This is a genomic window from Fervidobacterium changbaicum, from assembly GCF_004117075.1.
GTDB lineage: Bacteria > Thermotogota > Thermotogae > Thermotogales > Fervidobacteriaceae > Fervidobacterium > Fervidobacterium islandicum.
The window spans coordinates 2,004,958-2,025,190 of the sequence record NZ_CP026721.1 but is presented as its reverse complement, the minus strand read 5'-3'; the positions used below and the strand labels follow the sequence as shown (position 1 = coordinate 2,025,190).

Below are 20,233 nucleotides of genomic sequence, written 5' to 3'. Positions count from 1 at the left end.
CTCGCAATTTTTCCAAATGTTCAAAATCTCATGTATAATATTTCTGAGACCACAAAACTGAGGTTAGGAGGCGAGTGCACAATGTCAGAAAAAATCAACTATCTTGACGTGTTTAAACCCTTCGTATACAAGGACGAGTTTATCGAAATGCCTTACAGGTTGTTTGTTCCCGAGAATATGAAAACCCAGGAGAATTACCCGTTGGTTGTGTTTCTCCACGGCGCAGGTGAACGTGGAAGGGATAACGCGAAGCAAATCCTCGCAAACGAGGGCGCAACGGTATGGGCAAGTGAAGATGTTCAACAAAAACATCCGTGTTTTGTTTTAGCTCCACAATGTCCAGAAAATGCATACTGGGGCACTTCGTTCAGAACAAGTGACGAACTTGAGCCAAATTCGTTGCTTTTAACTGTTGTCTTGATTGTTGATAAGGTCATTCACGACTATCCAGTAGACACAGAAAGGATATACATAACCGGTCTGTCGATGGGAGGATTTGGCACGGTGGGTTTACTGACGCTTTGTCCTGAAAAATTTGCAGCAGCAGTTGTCGTCTGCGGTGGTGGAAATGTAAAGAAAGTTCACAAAATTTCTCATATCCCAATTTGGTTCTTTCATGCCGAGGACGATGATGTTGTTCCAGTAAAGTACTCGCGCGATTTAGTCGAAGCACTTGAGAAATTAGGAGCACCTGTAAGGTACACGGAATATCCCAAGGGTTTCATGGCAAGTCTTGGAAGCTTTCCGCACGCATCTTGGATACCGGCTTACAGGGACAAAGAAATGATCGAGTGGGTCTTTAGTCATAGAAAAGTGAAAAGATAAAAGAACGCAGGGATACCCCCTGCGTTCTTAAAATGTCGATTCTTTTTTATTTGTATTTTTCTATGAGTTCGTTCAGGAACTTTAAGACTTCTTCCTTACTCTTAAACTCAGGCATGCTGAACATCGGTTCTTTCCAGTCCTTCATTATTTCTTCTTCTGGTTTTTCCTGATACAAACTTATCAGAACTTGTGCTGTGTTGAGAAATTCGTCTTTTATGAGTTCGTAATGTGCCTTGAAGCGTGCGTACCTTTCGTAAAGCTTCATCAAATCTGTGTTGATGACACCTGTTAGAATCGAATTAAGTTCTTTCCTCGCCTCTTCTGAGAAATTCAGAGCGCCCAGCTGGTTTTCAAAATCTTTCATAGAATTATAAGCATTGGTTTTCCAAACACTTGACTTGCCCACTCTCGGCCAAAGTGAAGGTGCGTATTTCACAATTTCATCTACGTATTCCTTCTCAATTTGCTTGAAGTCAGTACTCATAATGGTTTGGTACAATCTTCGTAACCTATCTTCAAACATAGGTGTAAGGCTGTTTGAGAGATATCCCTTATCATCCTTTGCCAGCAACGAATCTAGCTGGTTTTTCAAATCTTCAACAAATTTTTCGTAGCTCTTGTCCCAAAATTCTTTGTTGTCAACTTTCTTTGAGATGTAGTCGTAGTTTTCTTTGTACCATTCAAGTAACTGTGAATACGTAACAATGCTCTCTTGGTATTCCGAAATGATCTGGTACTCCCTGGCGAGTGCATGTAGATAATCAAGTACACCATCGGGCACACCCCAAACACCTTTTTCCTCCATGTACTTGCACGTTTTTGCTTCGAGTTTTGCCATATCTACAAGTAGGTTTCGTGAATCAACGTTAACTGGATCCAATGCTTGGACCGTTAAACTTGCGAAGTATCGGTAAATATCCTGCCCACCGGTTGTTGCAAGTTCAATATCGATGTTTTTCCAGTCCGGGAACCTGTTCCATCCACCGGGCATTATGTAGAGGGTTCTTCTGACCCACGTGTCGAATTTATTGAACAAAACAGATTCAAGAGCCACTGTCTTCTTTTTGAGTTCCTCGTCCTCTATTGTGTCGGTAACCATTTTGGTAAAAAGATAAAGTGAGTTGTATCTGATTGCCAATGTTTTGAAAGTATTTCTTTCTGTGAACGTGAGAAGTGAGAACTCGTACAGACAAGATGAATCAACAAGTGCTTGAACCGTCGGCATGTCTATTTTATCTAAGAACGAAGGATTCTCCTTGATATACTTTGCGAGATCTTTGTAATAGGCGTACTTGAACCTTTCTGGTAGTATCTTTTGATATTCATCGTAATTTTGACTTAAGACCGCTTCCGGATCTTTCCTAAGCGCCTCTTTGAGCATTTCAATTCTTATCGGATCAGAGGCAAGTGCAGCAAGATAGAAATACGACTTTCCGTAGGTATGGTTTAGCTGTATACTTTTCAAGAAATACGATTTTGCTTCTTCGTAGTATTTTTTGACTTCTTGAGGTATCGCTTCTTTTTGAGCAATCAGTGTTCTTCGATTCTGTTCTATCTGGTTTTTTATGTTTTGGATGTTCTGCAGTCTTTCACTTTCCGCTTGCGCCCTGTTGTAGAGTCCACTCAACGTGCCAGACTGAGATTGCTTATACTTGTGCCAATTCTCGGGCGAGTAGATTTGGAATTGGCCTGAGAAATTATTCAAGTCAGACTCGATTTGGTCTAACTGTTTCAGATAATTGTCTATTTGCGTCATCTGATCTCTCAATGTTACAAGAGTTTGGAATGCGATGTTCCCATTCCTAAAGTACACCTCTGAAACGAAATGATTCCATCTTAGGTACGTTGAACCAGCGACAGCAAATATGAGTACAAAACCAACTGTCAGAGCTCTTGTTCCCTTTACTTCGTATTCTCTGCCATCAACTTTATTGAAGTACTTGCCCAGCCCTGCACTTATAACGAATGTTGCCAGCAATGCATTTGGCAAGAGGTGACCTGGGAAACTGAAGACACTTTGGAATGCGAAAACTATACCACTCAAAACGAGCATAGAAAACAAGATGATATCGTCACGATCTTGAATTTTGCGGATGTTTCTTGCAATATAAAGGGTGAGTAGCACAAGCATCAGAACAATCAACGAAAGTCCAATTACTCCTGTTTCTCCGAGTATCTGGAAATAATCGTTGTGCGCCCTTTTGAAATTGTTCCAACCATAACTGTAGATAGGTTTGGCATCGGTGAGGTCTGCGATCCCGTAAAGCCCATAGAGTTGGTACGTTCCTATCCCTTGACCTAAGAGTTTGTGTTTTTTCCACATGTACAACGTAGAGAACCAAGATAAGAACCTTTCATCTCTACTCGATACCGAAGCCATAGCGTTGAATCTTTCGGTCATAGTGAAAGTTCCGTAGTTGTTAAACGGCGACGGAATGTTGTAAAGAACAACAAGTAAGAGTGCCATTAAAATGAATACCAAAACAGAGATCCGGCGCAAAGATTTCAATCTGGCGAGCACCTTAGGTGCACTTTTTTGAAGTTCCATTTCGGCTTTATCTTCACGTTTTCTAATGAAAAAGAAGTATGCAACAACCAGTAGAATCACTTCGACAACGAGTGCCAGATATTCTGATCTTGTTTGGGAAAATATAATCACGTCTAAATAAAGGATCGCAGAAATCAATGACAGGAACTTCAAAAAGAAAATAGCGGAGAATCTTTGCACGTTTATAACACCAAGGTCAAGACTAACGACGAAATAAAGAGCAATAGGCAGAAGCATGTTCAAGTAGTTCGAGACAAATATCACATTTCCTATATTCGCCTTTATACTCGCTCTTTCAAATGGGCTCCCAACTTGTCCAAGCATTATATCGTAACCTAAGTAAAAGTTAAGAATCGCATTAATTGCGACGAACAATCCTGTCAACACGAAAACAAAGAGAAACCTGGCAATCTTTTTCTTGTCGTCCAGAATCGTTGAAAAATAAAATGCCCAAAGCACGTTCAAGAACAAATATAATCCAATATCGAAAGCCTGTCTAAAAAAGTAAGGATTGTCTCTCCATGTGTTTATTGTCGAGAGCAAAGCCACTATCGAAAACGCTAGCCAAACAAAATGAACCTTGGTCGCGTAGAACTTAAACTTCTTTGTTTGTAAGAGTTTAAAGAGTAGATACACCCCTATCAGCAGTGTCGAGATAGTTAGGATCGCGTACTTTGGAGTACTGAACTCGTAGGTATACTCTTTGTGGGCAAAGAGCGCAACAAGTGGTATAGTTACATACAGAACGAGCTCTTCAAATAACGAAAGCACTTTCATCCTCCTCCCTTATATCACAGTGTTTTTTAATACTTGAGTATTTTCAGCCAGCGAGAGATAAGGTAGTACATAACAACGACAAATACAGTCCCTACTACTGAAAGCAGTTTGTCCTGCTTCGATATTACACCAACAAGGAAAAACGCAAACTGGGTAAAAGTCACAATCAGAAGTGTACGTCTTTTGTTTTGTGTCTTTAGCTGTATTTTATCATAAAAATGCCCTCTGTCGCCACTGAAAGGATTACGACCATTCAGAATTCTTCTCAAAACACCTGCACCTAAATCAAAAAAGAAAAGAGAAAGGAAAATGAAAGCTGATACTACATATTGGAAATTAGAGGAAGCATTCCGGAGTGCTGAGAGTAATCCTATCGAAAGCACGCCACCAATCATATAACTTCCCGCATCGCCCATGAATATCCGCGCAGGTGGGAAGTTGTACAGCAGATAACCCAGCAGAGCACCAATAAGCGCAATCAATAAGATTTTGTCATATCTTGATGTTGCAACCATCACTAAACCAAGTGCTGAAATAGCAGAAACACTTGCGCAAACACCATCCAAACCGTCCATCATATTCACGGCGTTTATCAAACCAACTATCACAAAAACGTAAATCGGGAAAAAGGCAGATAGCCCAACGTACTTATACACAAGCACACAAGAAATGAGAAATTCCGTCAAAAGTCGAACCTTCGGACTTAGGTTTTTGACATCATCATAGAGTCCTAAAAGAACCAGCACGGTTAAGGCAATTTTTGTTAGAGGCTCAAAAGGAGTGGGAAAGAGCACACCAAGGTAAATACTCAACCCCCCGAGGTACGGTGTTATTCGCTCGTGCGGTTTAAGTTCACCATCTGGCTTGTCAACAATGCCGTATTTGTAAGCCAACCGACCAAAAATAGGTACTGTTATCGCACTGATAACAAAAGAGGGTATTATAACTAAAAAGTCATTCAAGAAAGTTGAACGCATTACGTTCCCCACCTACTTTCTGTTCGAACGCTTTAGTAATATTCGCTGCCGAGTTGCCATCTCATCACGATTAAATATTATACTACTCATTGTAGCATTTTTAATAAGTTGGTTTTCTTCATTAAGAAAACTAAATCAACTATCGCCAAGACAACAATTACAGTTGGAATAATTCAACGAGAGAATTTCAAACTTCGTCTCTTGACAATTCGTTCTTATATGTTAATATATAACACGGTCAGCAAAAATGAGAAAGCTGACTCTTTGAAAAGATGGCCCCATAGGATAACGGCTAGTCCATCGGATTCTCAGTCCGAGGGTCGGGGTTCGATTCCCCGTGGGGCTGCCAGAAGGGAAGCCCCCATAGTTCAAAGGATAGAACGGCGGATTCCTAATCCGCAAATGGAGGTTCGATTCCTCCTGGGGGCACCATGATTGGGCCGCTAGCTCAGCAGGTAGAGCACCTGACTCTTAATCAGGTGGCCGTGGGTTCGAGTCCCACGCGGCCCACCAGGTTTTTTAGGAAACCAACACTTATAAGTAAATGTGAAAAGAGGAAGCGCCCGGCTTCCCACCCAATGGCATAAAGCTTATTGGGTAAGTAAAAGTAGTGAGTGATGTTTATAGCAAAACTTTGTGAATCAATCGTTGGGAAGGTATTCAATGGCGGGCGCAAGCCCGCATTAATTTTTTTGATAGGAGGGGAAAACTATTAAGAACGAAAAAGAAAAGATCATCAAGAACGAAGAAATCCCGTTCTCAGAACTGCGCGTAATTGATGAGGAAGGAAAAGTAGTTGGTGTCATGTCCAAGAGCGCAGCTATCGACCTTGCCAAATCAAGAGGTTTAGACCTAATTCTTGTCGCTCCAAATGCGCAACCACCAGTCGCAAGAATTCTCGATTACGGCAAGTATAAGTATGAACTTTCAAAAAGGGAACAGAAGGCCAAAAAGAACCAGAAGATTATCGAAATTAAAGAAATGAAGTTCAGACCTGCAATAAATGAACACGATTACCAAACGAAACTGAAGCATATCCGAAGATTTATCGAAGATGGTAACAAGGTTAAGGTCACTGTGATGTTCCGCGGACGAGAAATGGCATTTATGGACAAAGGTAAGGAAATCCTCGAACGTATTGCCAAAGATGTTGCCGACATTGGCACCGTTGAAAAAGAGGCAAAGGTTGAAGGAAGAGACATGTGGATGATGCTCAAGCCAAAGAATTTGTAAGAGTTGGAGATACAAAAAATAATACCAAGTAGGAGGGAAAAACAATGGCCAAGAAGAAGATGAAAGTAAGCAAGACTGCTGCCAAAAGGTTCAGAGTAACAAAGAATGGAAAGATTATGCGCAGACATGCTAACGCATGGCACAAAACTGGAAAGAAGAGAAGGTCGACACTTCGCGCATTAAGACTCGAAGATGTTGTTTCAAATGCTGACAAGCCAAGAATCCTCAGACTTCTTGGCAAAAAATAAGTAGATAAAAAATCAAACCGAATAAGGAGGAATAACTATGCGCGTTAAGAATGCTGTGAATGCGAAGAAGAAAAAGAAAAAATTTCTGAAGTTTGTCAAAGGTTTCAGAGGAGCACTCAGCAGAAGGTATTCACTTGCAAAGCAATCTTACTACAGAGCACTCAAGTTCGCATTTGATGGTAGAAGAAATAAGAAGGGTAACTTCAGAAAACTCTGGATCACAAGAATTAACATCGCAGCAAGAAATGAAGGACTCAAATACAACGAACTTATCCACGGGCTTAAACTTGCGAATGTGACAATCAACAGAAAGATGCTTGCTGAGCTTGCGGTAAACGATCCAGAAAGCTTCAAAGAGTACGTAAAGATCGCAAAGACAGCTCTCGGAAAATAATTGATAATGATTCTCAAAATCAAGGGGCGCAAAGCCCCTTGATTTTTCTATTTTGAGCAGAAAGGAGTGACCTTTTTGAGCGAGCTAAACGCAGACAAAGCTATCAAAAAGGTGGCACTTATCGCTGTTTTTACGAACATCTTACTTGCGGTACTCAAGGTCAGCATCGGCCTCATTTTCAAGAGTATGGCTGTTCTGGCTGATGGTATTGATACGTCAACGGATATCCTAACATCTTCTACAATGCTAGTCGCAACCTTGATTTCTAGAAGACCCCCTGATAAAGGCCATCCCTACGGACATCATAAAGCTGAGAACATAGGTGCAAAAATAATATCTTTCGTCATCTTCTACGCAGGTGTGAGTTTGCTTATTGAGAGTGCGAAAAGGTTGATAACAGGGGAGTACGAAGTTTTGATGGGGATCCTCCCATTGCTCGCAGCTATTCTCTCCGTAGGTGGAAAAACATTCCTCTTTCTGATCGAATACACAACTGGCAAGAAGTACAAGAGCAATTCTATGGTTGCAGAAGCCAAGAACATGAGAAACGACATCATAATGTCAAGCTTGGTTTTTGTAGGAGTTGCACTTAATAAAATCGGTCTGGCGTGGATGGACCCTTTGGTTGGAATCGTGATGTCTGGTATAATAATAAAGGTAGCGTGGGAAGTTTTTGAAGAGAACGCCCATGACTTAATGGATGGACTTAGAAAAGAAGAGATGTGGATTTACGAAAAGGTCTTCGAAGCTTGCCAAAAATGCGGCGCGCACAATCCCCACAAGGTGCGTGTAAGAAAGGTTGGAGGAAAATTCGACATAGACATGGATATCGAAGTAGATGGTAAAATGAATGTTAAAGACGCACATGAGATTACAAAATGCATAAAGAAGCACCTGTGTGAAACAAAAGAGATTTACGATGTGGTTATCCACGTTGAGCCGGAGGAGAACGATGAACACGAGCCTTTTGGACTCACAAAGGAGAGTTTCGAAAAGGACGAAAGAAAAAATGAATAATCTACCAGAACTGTTTTCAGGTCCCTGGAAACCTTTTGCTTTTGGTTTGCTTACATTCATAATTGCCCTGATTCTTTTAACCCCTGCAACATCTTTCTGCCTCTCCCTTGGTGAAATTCTAGAAAAATCGAAAGAAGACCCAGATTTTGCTTGGGATATGTACCTATCTTACATATCACAATTGAGTCCATATGTCTCAAATGAAGAAAGCAGAAGGATAGAACAGCTTGGAAGGATTCTTAATGCCAAAAGGAAACTCAAAGATTTTGATTTTGCGCTCAAAGAAGACGTAGATGGACTTATAAAGTTTTTGAAGACATCTACTCTGAAACCGAATCTGAAATATTATATTTTGGAGATTTTCGGAGAAGAAAAACTCATCGATTACTTAAACAGTAACCTTTCACGGAATATTGATGCCTTGTTGATTCTAAATGTTCTCACCATCGATGTGAAGGATTATGCAAAAGACGTGCTTGAAATAATATCAAAAGACACAAAAACCAAAGAAAAACTCTTCAGCGAAGTGTTGAAGAATTTGGAAAAAAGAAACGCGTTTGTGCAATACGTACTGGAAGAACTGTACCAACGTTACGCAGATGCCGACAAGGAGATGAAAGCTCGAATTTTGGAGCTGTACAAAGACTTTAAAGCTCACGGATTCGTAGACGAAAGATTTGAGCGTATATTAGCCAAGAAAAACAAATTGTGGTTTGTAATCTGGTCTTCCGTCAAGGAGTTTTTCTCTCACCTGTTGAACGTTGGTAAAAATCTACTCTTCAGTACCGTTTTTCTCGTGGTACTTGTTGTAATAGTGCTTTTCTCAATAAGGTACACAAGGTACGAAATTTTCTACCTCCTGGGCTTGAAAAAACTCGCTGCGCAGACTTACAGAAAAATTGTAGACAAAGACCCTCTGAACGAAGAAAAAAGATTGCGCCTTGCACAGCTTTACGAAGAGGCGGGCATGTTTGAAGAGGCGATGAACGAGTACAACTTCTTGAAAAGGATAAAGCTTGAATAATGATTACTTTTTTGGTGGTATAATGTTTTTGAGAGAGAATCCTTTTTAAATGCCAAAAGGAGAGATAGAGAATATGGATAAAACATACGAAAAGCGCTTTATCCCGCTGTCGAAACCACAGATAACAAACGAAGATATAGATATTGTAGTTAACGTACTCAAATCGGGAAGACTTAGCATAGGACCTTACACTGAGATGTTTGAAAATGCTATTTCAAATTACGTGGGGTCAAAATACGCTGCTGCCGTTTCCAGTGGCACAAGCGCTCTCCATCTTATTTTGAAAGCTCTCAATTTTGGGAAAGGAGACTTGTTGATTGTTCCTTCCTTCACGTTCGTTGCCTCCGCTAACGTGGCACTGTATGAAAACGGCAGTGTTACCTTCGTTGATATAGAACCTGAGACGATGAACATGGATATCGAACATTTCAAAACGGTAGCGGAAGAGAATTACAACAAATTTCGGAGGATATTTTTAATGGCCGTGGATGTATTTGGACATCCACTGGATTGGGATAAAATAAACTTAATAAGCGAAAAATACGATATTATAGTTGTTGAGGATTCTTGCGAGGCACTTGGAAGTGAGTACAAGGGTAAGAAAGTTGGTACGTTCGGAATGGCTGGAGCATTTGCCTTTTATCCAAACAAGCAGATAACAACGGGTGAAGGTGGAATCGTTGTCACAAACAACGAAAAGATACACAAAATGTCAGTTTCGCTGAGAAACCAAGGTCGAGGTGAAGGCCAGGGCTGGCTCTCTCACGACTATGTTGGTTACAATTACAGAATCGATGAAATGTCGGCAGCGCTCGGATGGTCACAGATGTGCAGGTTGAACGAGATTATCGAAAAGCGCATGCAAGTAGCTAAGCGCTATGAAATGCTTTTAAGAGACTTACCTTTGCAACTACCTGTTGTGAAGGACTATGTTACCAAGATGTCCTGGTTTGTGTACGTTGTTAGATTGCCGAGAGGTACAACAAGTTTCACTCGCGATGCGATAATGCAGAACTTAGAGAGTGAAGGTGTTCAATGCAGAAATTACTTTGCTCCTGTACATCTGCAAAAACCGTACAGAGAGTTGGGGTGGAAAGAAGGTATGCTGCCTGTAACTGAAGAAATTTCCCAAAGGACGATAGCTATCCCATTTTACACTGACATGACACTAGAAGAGCAAGAGTACGTCGCTGAAAAACTACGTGCCGTTTTAGAAAAGTTTTTGAAGTAGTTTTGGAATATAACAGGTGATAGGGGGAAAGGTCATCATGGTTCAAACATTGCTTAACACTTTATTAGCCTCGCTAATTACTACGTTATCAATGCCAGGCTATCTTTACGGGGGGTTGGTGTTCTTTTCTTTAATCCCTCTGTTTTTTGCCCTTGAGAAGAAAGGACCTTTTATTTCTGCAACCGTGTCTTTTTTGTATTTTTTTGTGTTCTCTTTCTCGAACTTTCACTATTTAATTAACACACTGACGACCAGTCTACCAGAACTATTCGGTCGATTTAACGCTACTACAGGCTTCTTTGTTTTTATACTCTTCTGCATACTGGAAGCTCTTCCATTCTTGCTCTTTGGTTTTTTCTATGGTCTCTGGGCTGAAAAGGTCAGATTCAGATTCCTTGAACCGCTTTTTGTAGCTTCTATTTACGTTATTGCCGATTACTTGCGTGGAATAGGTGATTTGGGTTTTACGGGCGGAAGACTGAGTGATGCACTCTATAATTTTAGGGGCTTACTCCAGATACTCCCGTACACAGGGACTCTCGGACTTGTGTTTCTCATAGTTGTTTTAAACTACGAAGGTTACAAACTTCTGCGTGCAAACAAGCAAAATTTTGTGTTTGTATTAGCAATCGTAGCCCTTATTTTTCTGATAAATGGAACAGTAGAATCATTCCTACCAAAGAAAGTGGGAGATAAACCTGTCGTCTTGGCTCAGACGAACACACCACAGAAGGTAAAGTACACATATGATCCAAACACAATAATCGATTACCTTGAAAATAGCTTTTCAAATGCTCCAGCATTATTAACGATATTTCCTGAAGCAGTCTTCTCAGGTACGGATATAAGAAACTCGGAAGTGGAAAGAAAATTGCTTGAAAAATTTAAAAACAGGGTATTCGTGATTGGTTATCCAACTCTGGTTGGAAATAACGCGTTCAACAGCGCTGTAATTTATGCGAATGGACAGTTCTTAGACAAGTACGACAAGGTCCATCTCTTTCCATTTGTAGAGAACCTACCTTACAAAGAAATATTCGGTCGGCTTGCGTTTCTGAGGGGAATGTACTATTTCTCCCCCGGAGAAATAAAAACGTTTAATATCGAAGGCTACGGGAAAGTGGGATTGCAAATCTGCTTTGAGTCTTTTTTCCCGTATATTTCAAGAAAGATGTCAAAAGAAGCGAACATTTTGATAGTCATTACAAACGATGGATGGTACGACTCAAGAATTCCATTAGTTCAGCACTTTGTCCAGGCGATTTTCAGAGCTGTTGAAACACGCAGGAACGTCGTCCAAGTTTCCAACACAGGTATCAGCGGTGTTGTTGATGAATACGGTAATTTCGTCACATTACCTGAGAACAAAACTACTTGGGGACTATTGTACGTCAAACCGAACGACAAAGTAACATTTTATGCGACATACGGCGATTATATAGTCCTCGTATCACTGATTCTGACGATACTTGTAGGCATTACAGCAAAGAAGAAGAGGACGATATTCGATTAACTCTAGGAGGATGAAAACGTGAAAAATGTACCTGCCAGTATAGAAGCGGAACAGGCGTTGATAGGAAGTATTTTGATTGAGCCAGAGAAGATTGATAACATCGTTTCGATAGTCAGCTCCTCTGACTTTTACGATCCTAAGCATCGTTACATCTTCTCCGCCATAGAGCAGCTGCACGATGAGGGACTCCCAATTGATATAATATCCGTTTGCGACAGGCTGAAGGTGATGGGTGTTCTTGACAAGATTGGTGGAGAATTGTACGTTGCTCAACTTGCCGATAACGTTCCGACATCCGCACATGCTGAGATGTATGCCCAGATAATAAGGGACAAGGCGATCTTGAGAGAACTGATTACTGCCGGTAGCCTTATTGTCGAGAAGGCCTACAATGAAGCACTCAACGTAGACGAAGTACTTGACGAAGCAGAACGGCTGGTCTTCAGGATAGCGGAGTCACGTGCTACAAAGACGTACATAGACATCCGGAGTGCTCTGACTGAGGTCTTTGAACATCTTGAAGATTTGAGGTCAAAGCACCTTAAAGGACTCACAGGTTTGGTAACAGGCATTCCAACGGGCTTTAAGAAGCTCGATGAAATGACATCCGGATTTCACAAGTCCGATTTGATAATCATAGCAGCGCGTCCAAGCGTGGGAAAAACGGCATTCGCACTGAACTTAGCAAAAAACATGGCAACAGTTGGGGAAGCCTCAGTCGGGATATTCAGTCTGGAGATGAGCAAAGAGCAGCTGATCCAAAGGCTTCTGTGTATGGAATCACTTGTAGACCTTCAAAAAGTCAGACGAGGTTGGTTAAGTGACGAAGAGTGGAAAAGGCTTGTTCAAGGGGCTTCCAGATTGATGAAAGCGAATATAATAATAGATGATGAGTCTAATCTGGAACCGCGAGTCTTGAGGGCAAAAGCCAGGAGGATGAAAAAAGAATACAATATAGATGCCATATTCATAGATTACTTGCAGCTCATGGATTTAGGTGATGGTAGAAGAGATAGTAGGCAGCAAGAAATATCCGAAATCTCACGTTCATTGAAGCTTCTGGCAAGGGAACTTGATGTTTCCATCATTGCACTATCTCAGTTATCGAGAGCGGTTGAGCAAAGAGAAGACAAGCGTCCACGTCTCAGTGACCTCAGAGAATCCGGAGCTATCGAACAAGATGCGGACGTTGTGATATTCCTTTACAGGGAGGAATACTACAAAAAGCAGCATGTAGACCTACCACACGAGACAGAGATAATCATCGGCAAACAGCGAAACGGACCCATCGGTACAATAACGCTTATGTTCAACCCCTCGTTTACAAACTTCTTCGAACCTGATGTATTCCATTCGGAAAGCTGAAATAAACTACAATAAAACACAAGGAGCGGAAGAGTATGGTTAAAGCAATCTATCCGGGGTCATTTGACCCTATAACTTACGGTCACATAGACATAGCACGGAGAGCAGCCGAGCTATTCGATGAACTGTACGTAGTGGTTATGGAAAACAAAAGAAAAAACTACACGTTCACAATCCAAGAGCGTGTAGAGATGGTAAGGGAATGTCTTAAGGATATCCCAAATATACGTGTTGAAACATTCTCGGGACTTTTGGTGGAATACACTACGAAGAATAATATAAACGTAGTTATAAGAGGCTTAAGGGCAGTTACGGATTTCGAATACGAACTTCAAATGGCACTTGCCAATAAAGAGATATGCAACGGCGTAGAAACCGTCTTCCTTATGACCGACAAAAATTATTCGTTTCTTTCCTCCAGTCTTGTTAAAGAAGTTGCATCTTTCGGTGGACAGGTTTCCCAATGGGTCCCTGAAGTTGTGGAAAGAAAGTTACGCGAAAAGTTTGGTAATTTAAGATTTTAAGATAATGAGATGAGGTGAAATTATGGATTTAAAAAATGTCGGCCAGGGGGAGCTCGTGGAAGCTATAGTGAAAGCGGAGAATCTTTCCAAGATTTACGGTTCTGGTAGTTCAAAGGTTGTTGCGCTCGATTCTGTGAACCTGGAGATAAAAAAGGGAGAAATTGTTGCGATTTTAGGTCCCTCCGGTTCGGGAAAAACTACTTTGTTGAACTTGTTGGCAGGGCTCGATATTCCCACATCAGGGACGATAGTCATTGACGGCCAGGAGATAACCAAGATGTCCGAAGAAGAAAAGGCAAAATTCAGGGCAAAGAGTATGGGATTCATATTCCAATTCTTCAATCTGATCCCGGTACTAACCGCTGTAGAGAACGCAGAATTACCACTTCTCTTAAACAAGGTTCCCGTTGCAGACGCAAGAAAGAGGGCCTTAGAGTTGCTCGAATTGATGGGAATCTCCCATAGAAAAGATGCATACCCTTCACAGTTATCTGGTGGAGAACAACAAAGGGTCTCAATTGCTCGTGCGCTCGCTACAAAACCAAAGATCATATGGGCGGACGAACCAACAGGTGCACTCGATGTGAAAAACGGCGAGCAGATAAAGAAGCTAATAATCGAGCTTAATAGAGAGTTTGGAACGACATTCGTTATAGTAACACATGACCAAAATGTTGCTCAGATAGCAAACAGGATAATGAGAATGGAAAACGGTAGGATTGTAGAGGTCATAGAGAATACCACAAAAGGCATTTGAAGGGGAGAAAGTGGCAGAATATGGTTGTTTACCTCACAGGTGATTCCCAGCTCGGTAAGGAACTTTATATAAGAGAATACTTAAAAGGAAAAGATGTGGAGTATCACAAAATATATGCCGACGATGATAACAAAATCGAAGAACTAAAGAACGCAGGTGTGAGCTTAGGTTTGTTTGCAAATGCTAAGGTTTACGATTTGGTTGATTTCGATGAGTGGTCTAAAGACGAAAAGACACAGTTTTACTCTACTGACTTATCCGCAAGTTGGGTCACTGTCTTTGTACGTACAGAGAAGGTGAGCAAAGAAGTCACTAAGCTACCGGGAAAGGTAGAGGTCTTAACGTTTGAAAAACCAAAAGAATGGGAAGAAGACAAATGGCTCAAGTTTATAAGCGATGTCGCAAGCAAAATCGGTATAGTATGTTCAGAAGAAACGGCAAAAGCCGTATTTAAATTCACAGGGCCGGATGAATACGCTATACTAAACGAACTAGAAAAACTTCAGCTTTATGCTGGTGACCATCCAACTCCACGCGATGTTGAGGATGTGGTCTATAAAAGAACCATAAGTAGATTGGACGAGTTCTGCTTTGCTCTCTCAGAACAGAACTACACTAAAGCAAATGATATGCTAGATGAAATCTCCAAAGATTACGAGCCTATCATCGTTTCATACGCCATCTCCAAGCACTTCATAGAATTACTAAACATTGTGGTCTTTGCTCCGAAAAAGAAGGAATACAAATGGCCCGATATTGCGAACCTTTCCAAAGAGCTTGGGATTTCATCTCCTCGGGCGGCAAGATTTCTGGGATTTTCATTCAAAGACTCTAAATACACACCTGTCAACCACGTATTAATATACTCTCCACAAATGCTCAGGAACATCATCGGATATCTTTACTACATCGACAGAAGAGTTAAGCTCAGCGACGATATAAAAATCCTCGTTAGTTCGTTTATAACCAAACTCGCGTCAGGTGAATTCGCAAGAACGTTTGAAGAGGATACACAACAAGCTGAAGATTCCGGACAAGTGAATCAATAAAAAAGAATTAGGAGTCAACTATGCAAAATTAAATTTTTGTTTTGAGTGTGAGATAGCATAATCAATATTGAACTTCTCTTTCTTTCTCAACATTGCGTACAACGTTCGCAATAACTTGTGTACTACTGACATTATCGCTTTTTTGTACGGTATACCTTGCTGCCTTTTTCGTTCATAGTATGTTCGGAAATATTCGTTGTGAATCACTACACTCACTGCCATTAGCCATAGTATTCGTCTTAGGTGGGCATTGCCCCTTTTCGATATGTGTCCTTCTACTTTGCTTTTGCCTGATTGGGCAATGCTTGGATCGAGTCCACAATACGCAATGAGTTTTTTGTATGTACTAAATCTTGAGATATCTCCAACTTCTGCCAAGAAATGCATCGCGCTGTTTTCACCAATACCTGGTATTGACGTGAGTATCTCGATATCAAGGTTTATCGCACTACATTCGCAATATTCTTTCATCATCTTGTCGTATTCTTCAAGCTGTTGCTGTAAAAATTGTAGTTCTTTGATATTTTGCACAAGAATCTTTTCTTTCATCGGCCAATATTGAGCAATCGAGTTATTAGCGAGTTCTTTAAGTTTTTGAGCATTAAGTTTTGTACTTCTGCCACGGTCTTTGGAAAAGAACACATCCAGATTACGAGCCTTTTGAATAGCCTTGGCAGAAGGGAAATGAGAAAGAAGATTGAGGATAGTGTCACTGTAGATATTGGTAACTCTTTCGAGTTCAGGGAAAAGAACGTTGAGCAGTTTTTCGATATTGTCTTTAACTTTTGCGATGCGGTGGATAATGTTTTCGCGTGCTCTGACAATATCACGAAGCTCAGAGTTGACAAAAGCAGAAGAAGGAATTTGATGTTGTAGGTAAAACAAAGCAGTAGCGATAATGCGAGCATCGATTTTGTCGGTTTTGGTCTTTCGAAGAGAAGCAAAGTTTTTAACAGTTAGAGGATTAAAAACAGCGCAAGCAAAGTCGTTGGAAGAAAGGAAAGCCAGAAGGTTGAGATGATAACAGCCAGTAGATTCCATAGCGATGATGATGGATTGTTTTGGGAAGGCAGAGAGTTTGTTTGCGAAGGAGGAAAAGCCTTGCTGGGACATATCGAAAGAAGATTCGAAGATGATGGAACTGGGATTAGAGATAGCGCAGACGTTGAACTTATCCTTGGAAACATCGATGCCGACGAATATGGAGAAGTTATTCATACAAGAACCTCCTTTCAATTGATGAGGGCAGGGAGCCTACTGAACCAATCCTCCATGCTGACGAGGGCTGAAAGCCCAACCAACTAATCATGGTTAAAGGCAGGCAACAGACTCCCAAAATGGCTTAAAAGCCAAGGTGACATAAGTTGTCCTGCCCTCAATTTTTTTAAGCTAAATTATTTATACCATATTTTTATGTAGGAGGTGTTAAGGTGAAAAGTGGATTTGTCTCATTTGTCGGTAAACCAAACGTTGGAAAATCTTCTATAATTAACGCAATAATGAAGAAAAAGGTTGTTATCGTATCGGACAAACCGCAAACAACGAGGAACCGAATAAATGTTATATACACCGACCCTGAATCCCAGATTATATTCGTCGACACACCGGGTATACACAAACCGTTGCACAGGCTTGGCGAGTACATGGTCAAAGCTGCGGTCCAAGCATTGAAAAACGTTGACCTGTTGCTCTTCACAATCGACGCAAAGGAAGGATTTGAAACACCGGAAGAACACATATCGAATTACATAAACCAATCTGGAACACCAACGATAGGTGTGATCAACAAGATAGACCTTGTTGATGGTGAACGTGCCGACTTTATAGAAGAACTAATCAGAAAACACGTGAACAATCTTCTGGACGTGGTCCGAACGTCAGCTGTAACTGGGGAAGGATTGAACGAGCTCGTTGAAAAGATCAAGCAACACTTACCTGAAGGTCCTCAGCTTTATCCAGAGGATATCATAGTCGATAGACCTCTCTCGTTCATCGCCGCTGAGTTGATTAGGGAAAAGATATTCCACTTCACGTACGAAGAGATCCCCCATTCCGTTGCCGTTATTGTAGAGGAGGTTAAAGAACGGCCAAATGGAGTTGTTTACATCAGAGCCAACATCTACGTTGAGCGAGAGAGTCAGAAAGGCATAATCATCGGACAAGAAGGTAGAATGATAAAGAAAATCGGAGAAAGCGCAAGAAAGGACATTGAATACTTCTTAGGTTCAAAGGTTTATTTGGACCTCCATGTGAAGGTCAAGAAGGATTGGAGGAACAAGGATTTTATAATCCTCAACGAAGTAGGCATGCGTGATGATTTAGATTGAGAAAGCCAAACACCACTTATTTTTTAGTCTTTTCTTGTCGGTACCCTTGGAACATTAACAGCGTTGAGCTTCATATCCAGACGTGCGATGTAGTATCGAAATCCATATTTTCTTGCCAAGCTTACATACGTGTTTATACGCTCTGCGTTCGTACTATCGAATGGATTTCCGTTATCGATGTACTCAACAGAAAGTATTGTTATGCCGTATTTTTGCAACTCAGTAAGCTTATTAAGTCTGCTGAAAAACTCTTTCGTATTTATCGCGAGAACAGCTTTGTGGAAAAAGAGGCTTTCAACAAGAACGTATTTCACTTTTTCCCTGAATTCCGGAAATTCAATCAGGATATCCTCACCATTTATCAACACGTATTCGATGTTGGGAAAATCTTTGATTAACTTTCTAAGATTTTCCACGATAGCCATTTTCAGTCCATTCTCACTTTTCCCAGACAACTGCTGTAGCTTAGAGTGCTGATAGACGTTTATCCAGTCCAGTACAACACCATCAAAACCTGCTGTTGTGATCTTCTTCATGTATTGCTTCACCACATCATACCATTCCGAGTACCAGTATTTTACGTAGTACTCACCGGGCCAATCACCGAGTGGTCCTAGTATAAGAGCTTTATTTAAAGATTTCCAATAGAATCTCCAGTCCTCCGCTACAGCAAAATTCAAATAGGCAAATACTTTCTTACCTTGCGCCTTCAAAGGCGCTAAGTCTTCTCTCTTAAAAGCCTTTTTATCAGTACCGTCAGCTGAGTAGTCTATGACAACCAGATCCGTTTTTACCGGCATCAGCTCTTCTAATTTTGGTCCGTTCGTATATAATATCCAATCTTGTGGAACTTCAATAGCAAAAAGGTTTAAGATAAAAGGAAATAAAAAGACAACAATGACGGTTGTAAAAACAATCTTTGAAGTGATGCTATTTTCCATATTTGAACACCTCTTTGATTAAACTTTTGAAGTAATGAAAAGAAAAAGAAAGTCGCCAATCGGTGACTGGCGACTTCGTTTATTCTCAATTTAATTAGTACCTGAGGTATGGTAACAATGCCATCTGTCTTGCTCTTTTGATTGCTGTTTTTACCATTCTCTGGTGTTTTGCACAGTTTCCCGTCAGTCTTCTTGGAAGGATCTTACCTTTTTCGTTCAAGAAATCTTTGAGTAGTTTTGTATCTTTATAATCAACATATTCAACGTTCATTTCGCACAGCTTACAAGCTTTAACTTTTCTTCTTCTCTGCCTTACTCTTGGCATCCTACTTCCCTCCTATTTTAGTTTCCTAATTCATCAAAATGGTGGCTCATCATCGCCGGGAATATCTTCTTCTTCCGCATCTTCTCCAAAAACTTCTTCGTAAGGTATCTCTTCTGGAATCTCTCTTTCGCCTTTCCTTGAATCGACAAACACGATATTATCTGCCCATATTTCAACGGTAGATCTTGTCTGTCCGTCGTTTGTCTTCCATTTGTTTATCCTAAGCTTGCCGTCAACCAAGACCATACGTCCTTTTTGGAGATAGTTGTGGGCCAATTCCGCCAACTTTCTAAATGCTACAACCCTTATAAAATCAGCTTCGTCTCCGTTGCTACCTCGGTTGACCGCAATCGTAAATGTTGTTACCAAATTTCCATCGATTGTCTGCCTTGTCTCAGGATCTCGCGTTAACCTTCCAACAAGCACCACTTTGTTATACGACATTATTCCACCTTCTCTTCAGAAGCACCCTCCTGTTGAACTTCCTCGTTGGAAACCTCTTCTTTTTTAGCCCTTGCTGCTTTTCTTTCCTTCTTCTCAAGGTCTTCTCTTCTGAACGTTTGCCATCTCATGAACTCTGGGTGCACCTTGAAATAGTTCTCCAGTTGTTCAAGCCCTTGCCCATTTGACCTGAAGTAGAGAACTGTGTAATCACCTTCGAAGTACTTCCCAATCTTGTAGGCAAGTTTCCTAATACCCCATCTGTCAACGTTCTCCACTTGTGCTCCGACTCTTTCCTCCAGGAACTTCTTAACGTTCTCTACCAACTTGTTCCTTTCTTCCTCTGGTACGTCTGGTTTGATGATAAACATCGTTTCGTAGATCCTCATAAAGCACCTCCTCCCTCGGTCTATCGGCCCTGCTTTACTCAGTCAAGCAGAGCGGGAATTTTGTGATTGAACTTCTGTAAAACATAAAACAAAGACGGGCGTATGCCCGCTGCATCTTTATCTTCTGGTGGGCTCGGAGGGGATCGAACCCCCGACCGTCCGGTTATGAGCCGGATGCTCTGCCAACTGAGCTACGAGCCCACTCGCCTGGAGGCGACGGAGGGATTTGAACCCTCGAATAGAGATTTTGCAGACCTCCGCCTTAGACCCCTTGGCTACGTCGCCCCATTGCGTGTTACATTCTACCACATAACCTTTTATCTGTCAA

Annotated in this window: 20 protein-coding genes and 5 tRNA genes; 16 read left to right on the top strand and 9 right to left on the bottom strand. The window is 41.1% G+C overall.

What is annotated here, in order from left to right:
• Window positions 1-81: 81 nt before the first annotated feature.
• Entirely contained in the window at window positions 82-825 is a 744-nt protein-coding gene (locus tag CBS1_RS09230; RefSeq protein ID WP_176759506.1) for a carboxylesterase family protein, read from the top strand.
• A gap of 46 nt (window positions 826-871) precedes the next feature.
• Here CBS1_RS09230 and CBS1_RS09225 read toward each other — a convergent pair whose 3' ends face one another.
• Both CBS1_RS09225 and CBS1_RS09220 read right to left on the bottom strand, forming a co-directional pair.
• Window positions 872-4,150 carry an O-antigen ligase family protein gene (locus CBS1_RS09225; RefSeq protein ID WP_236938452.1) on the bottom strand — a complete coding sequence of 1,093 codons (3,279 nt, stop codon included), beginning with the start codon at window positions 4,148-4,150 and terminating at the stop codon, window positions 872-874.
• Between the two features lie 26 nt (window positions 4,151-4,176).
• Window positions 4,177-5,127: a glycosyltransferase family 4 protein gene (locus tag CBS1_RS09220; RefSeq protein WP_052107101.1), complete on the bottom strand. Its 951-nt coding sequence runs from the start codon at window positions 5,125-5,127 to the stop codon at window positions 4,177-4,179.
• A gap of 274 nt (window positions 5,128-5,401) precedes the next feature.
• On the opposite strand from CBS1_RS09220, the gene CBS1_RS09215 reads away from it, so the two are divergent.
• From CBS1_RS09215 to CBS1_RS09150, 14 genes are all read left to right on the top strand, one after another.
• A tRNA-Glu gene (locus tag CBS1_RS09215) sits at window positions 5,402-5,476 on the top strand.
• 8 nt (window positions 5,477-5,484) lie between these two features.
• Window positions 5,485-5,559: transfer RNA gene (locus CBS1_RS09210), tRNA-Arg, on the top strand.
• 5 nt (window positions 5,560-5,564) lie between these two features.
• A tRNA-Lys gene (locus CBS1_RS09205) sits at window positions 5,565-5,640 on the top strand.
• Between the two features lie 198 nt (window positions 5,641-5,838).
• A complete protein-coding gene (gene infC, locus CBS1_RS09200; protein ID WP_084384006.1) occupies window positions 5,839-6,360 on the top strand; it encodes a translation initiation factor IF-3 in 522 nt (173 codons plus the stop codon).
• 44 nt (window positions 6,361-6,404) lie between these two features.
• Window positions 6,405-6,608, top strand: a complete 204-nt coding sequence (rpmI, locus tag CBS1_RS09195; RefSeq protein ID WP_033191368.1) for a 50S ribosomal protein L35 — start codon at window positions 6,405-6,407, stop codon at window positions 6,606-6,608.
• Between the two features lie 37 nt (window positions 6,609-6,645).
• A complete protein-coding gene (gene rplT, locus CBS1_RS09190) occupies window positions 6,646-7,002 on the top strand; it encodes a 50S ribosomal protein L20 (protein ID WP_033191369.1) in 357 nt (118 codons plus the stop codon).
• A 75-nt stretch (window positions 7,003-7,077) separates the two neighbouring features.
• A complete protein-coding gene (locus CBS1_RS09185) occupies window positions 7,078-8,019 on the top strand; it encodes a cation diffusion facilitator family transporter (protein ID WP_033191370.1) in 942 nt (313 codons plus the stop codon).
• A complete protein-coding gene (locus CBS1_RS09180) occupies window positions 7,955-9,043 on the top strand; it encodes a tetratricopeptide repeat protein (RefSeq protein WP_033191371.1) in 1,089 nt (362 codons plus the stop codon). The genes CBS1_RS09185 and CBS1_RS09180 overlap by 65 nt, the downstream gene beginning before the upstream one ends.
• A 73-nt stretch (window positions 9,044-9,116) precedes the next feature.
• Window positions 9,117-10,274: a DegT/DnrJ/EryC1/StrS family aminotransferase gene (locus CBS1_RS09175; RefSeq protein WP_033192500.1), complete on the top strand. Its 1,158-nt coding sequence runs from the start codon at window positions 9,117-9,119 to the stop codon at window positions 10,272-10,274.
• Between the two features lie 37 nt (window positions 10,275-10,311).
• Window positions 10,312-11,787: an apolipoprotein N-acyltransferase gene (gene lnt, locus CBS1_RS09170; protein ID WP_090223138.1), complete on the top strand. Its 1,476-nt coding sequence runs from the start codon at window positions 10,312-10,314 to the stop codon at window positions 11,785-11,787.
• A gap of 18 nt (window positions 11,788-11,805) precedes the next feature.
• A complete protein-coding gene (gene dnaB / locus CBS1_RS09165; protein WP_033191373.1) occupies window positions 11,806-13,152 on the top strand; it encodes a replicative DNA helicase in 1,347 nt (448 codons plus the stop codon).
• A 35-nt stretch (window positions 13,153-13,187) separates the two neighbouring features.
• Window positions 13,188-13,676 carry a pantetheine-phosphate adenylyltransferase gene (gene coaD / locus CBS1_RS09160; protein WP_033191374.1) on the top strand — a complete coding sequence of 163 codons (489 nt, stop codon included), beginning with the start codon at window positions 13,188-13,190 and terminating at the stop codon, window positions 13,674-13,676.
• A gap of 22 nt (window positions 13,677-13,698) precedes the next feature.
• Entirely contained in the window at window positions 13,699-14,433 is a 735-nt protein-coding gene (locus CBS1_RS09155) for an ABC transporter ATP-binding protein (protein WP_052107102.1), read from the top strand.
• A 20-nt stretch (window positions 14,434-14,453) separates the two neighbouring features.
• Complete coding sequence (locus tag CBS1_RS09150) at window positions 14,454-15,482, top strand: DNA polymerase III subunit delta (RefSeq protein WP_033191375.1); 1,029 nt, start codon at window positions 14,454-14,456, stop codon at window positions 15,480-15,482.
• Between the two features lie 18 nt (window positions 15,483-15,500).
• Here the strand turns inward: CBS1_RS09150 and CBS1_RS09145 are convergent, their stop codons facing one another.
• Window positions 15,501-16,700, bottom strand: coding sequence for an IS110 family RNA-guided transposase (locus CBS1_RS09145; protein WP_128998116.1), 1,200 nt, complete (start codon window positions 16,698-16,700; stop codon window positions 15,501-15,503).
• A gap of 212 nt (window positions 16,701-16,912) precedes the next feature.
• Here CBS1_RS09145 and era point away from each other — a divergent pair, with 212 nt between their 5' ends.
• Window positions 16,913-17,809 (top strand): GTPase Era, encoded by an 897-nt coding sequence (gene era / locus CBS1_RS09140; RefSeq protein ID WP_090223308.1) that lies wholly within the window; start codon window positions 16,913-16,915, stop codon window positions 17,807-17,809.
• A 23-nt stretch (window positions 17,810-17,832) separates the two neighbouring features.
• Here the strand turns inward: era and CBS1_RS09135 are convergent, their stop codons facing one another.
• The 6 genes from CBS1_RS09135 to CBS1_RS09110 all read right to left on the bottom strand — a co-directional run bounded on the left by CBS1_RS09135 (window position 17,833) and on the right by CBS1_RS09110 (window position 20,190).
• Entirely contained in the window at window positions 17,833-18,750 is a 918-nt protein-coding gene (locus CBS1_RS09135) for a glycoside hydrolase family 191 protein (RefSeq protein WP_033191390.1), read from the bottom strand.
• Between the two features lie 94 nt (window positions 18,751-18,844).
• A complete protein-coding gene (gene rpsR, locus CBS1_RS09130) occupies window positions 18,845-19,075 on the bottom strand; it encodes a 30S ribosomal protein S18 (protein ID WP_033191391.1) in 231 nt (76 codons plus the stop codon).
• Between the two features lie 33 nt (window positions 19,076-19,108).
• A complete protein-coding gene (locus tag CBS1_RS09125; protein WP_033191392.1) occupies window positions 19,109-19,519 on the bottom strand; it encodes a single-stranded DNA-binding protein in 411 nt (136 codons plus the stop codon).
• A complete protein-coding gene (gene rpsF, locus CBS1_RS09120) occupies window positions 19,519-19,905 on the bottom strand; it encodes a 30S ribosomal protein S6 (RefSeq protein ID WP_033191393.1) in 387 nt (128 codons plus the stop codon). Before rpsF ends, CBS1_RS09125 begins: the two co-directional genes overlap by 1 nt.
• A 125-nt stretch (window positions 19,906-20,030) precedes the next feature.
• A tRNA-Ile gene (locus CBS1_RS09115) sits at window positions 20,031-20,106 on the bottom strand.
• Window positions 20,107-20,113: 7 nt separating this feature from the next.
• Window positions 20,114-20,190 (bottom strand) — tRNA-Cys (locus CBS1_RS09110).
• Window positions 20,191-20,233: the final 43 nt, after the last annotated feature.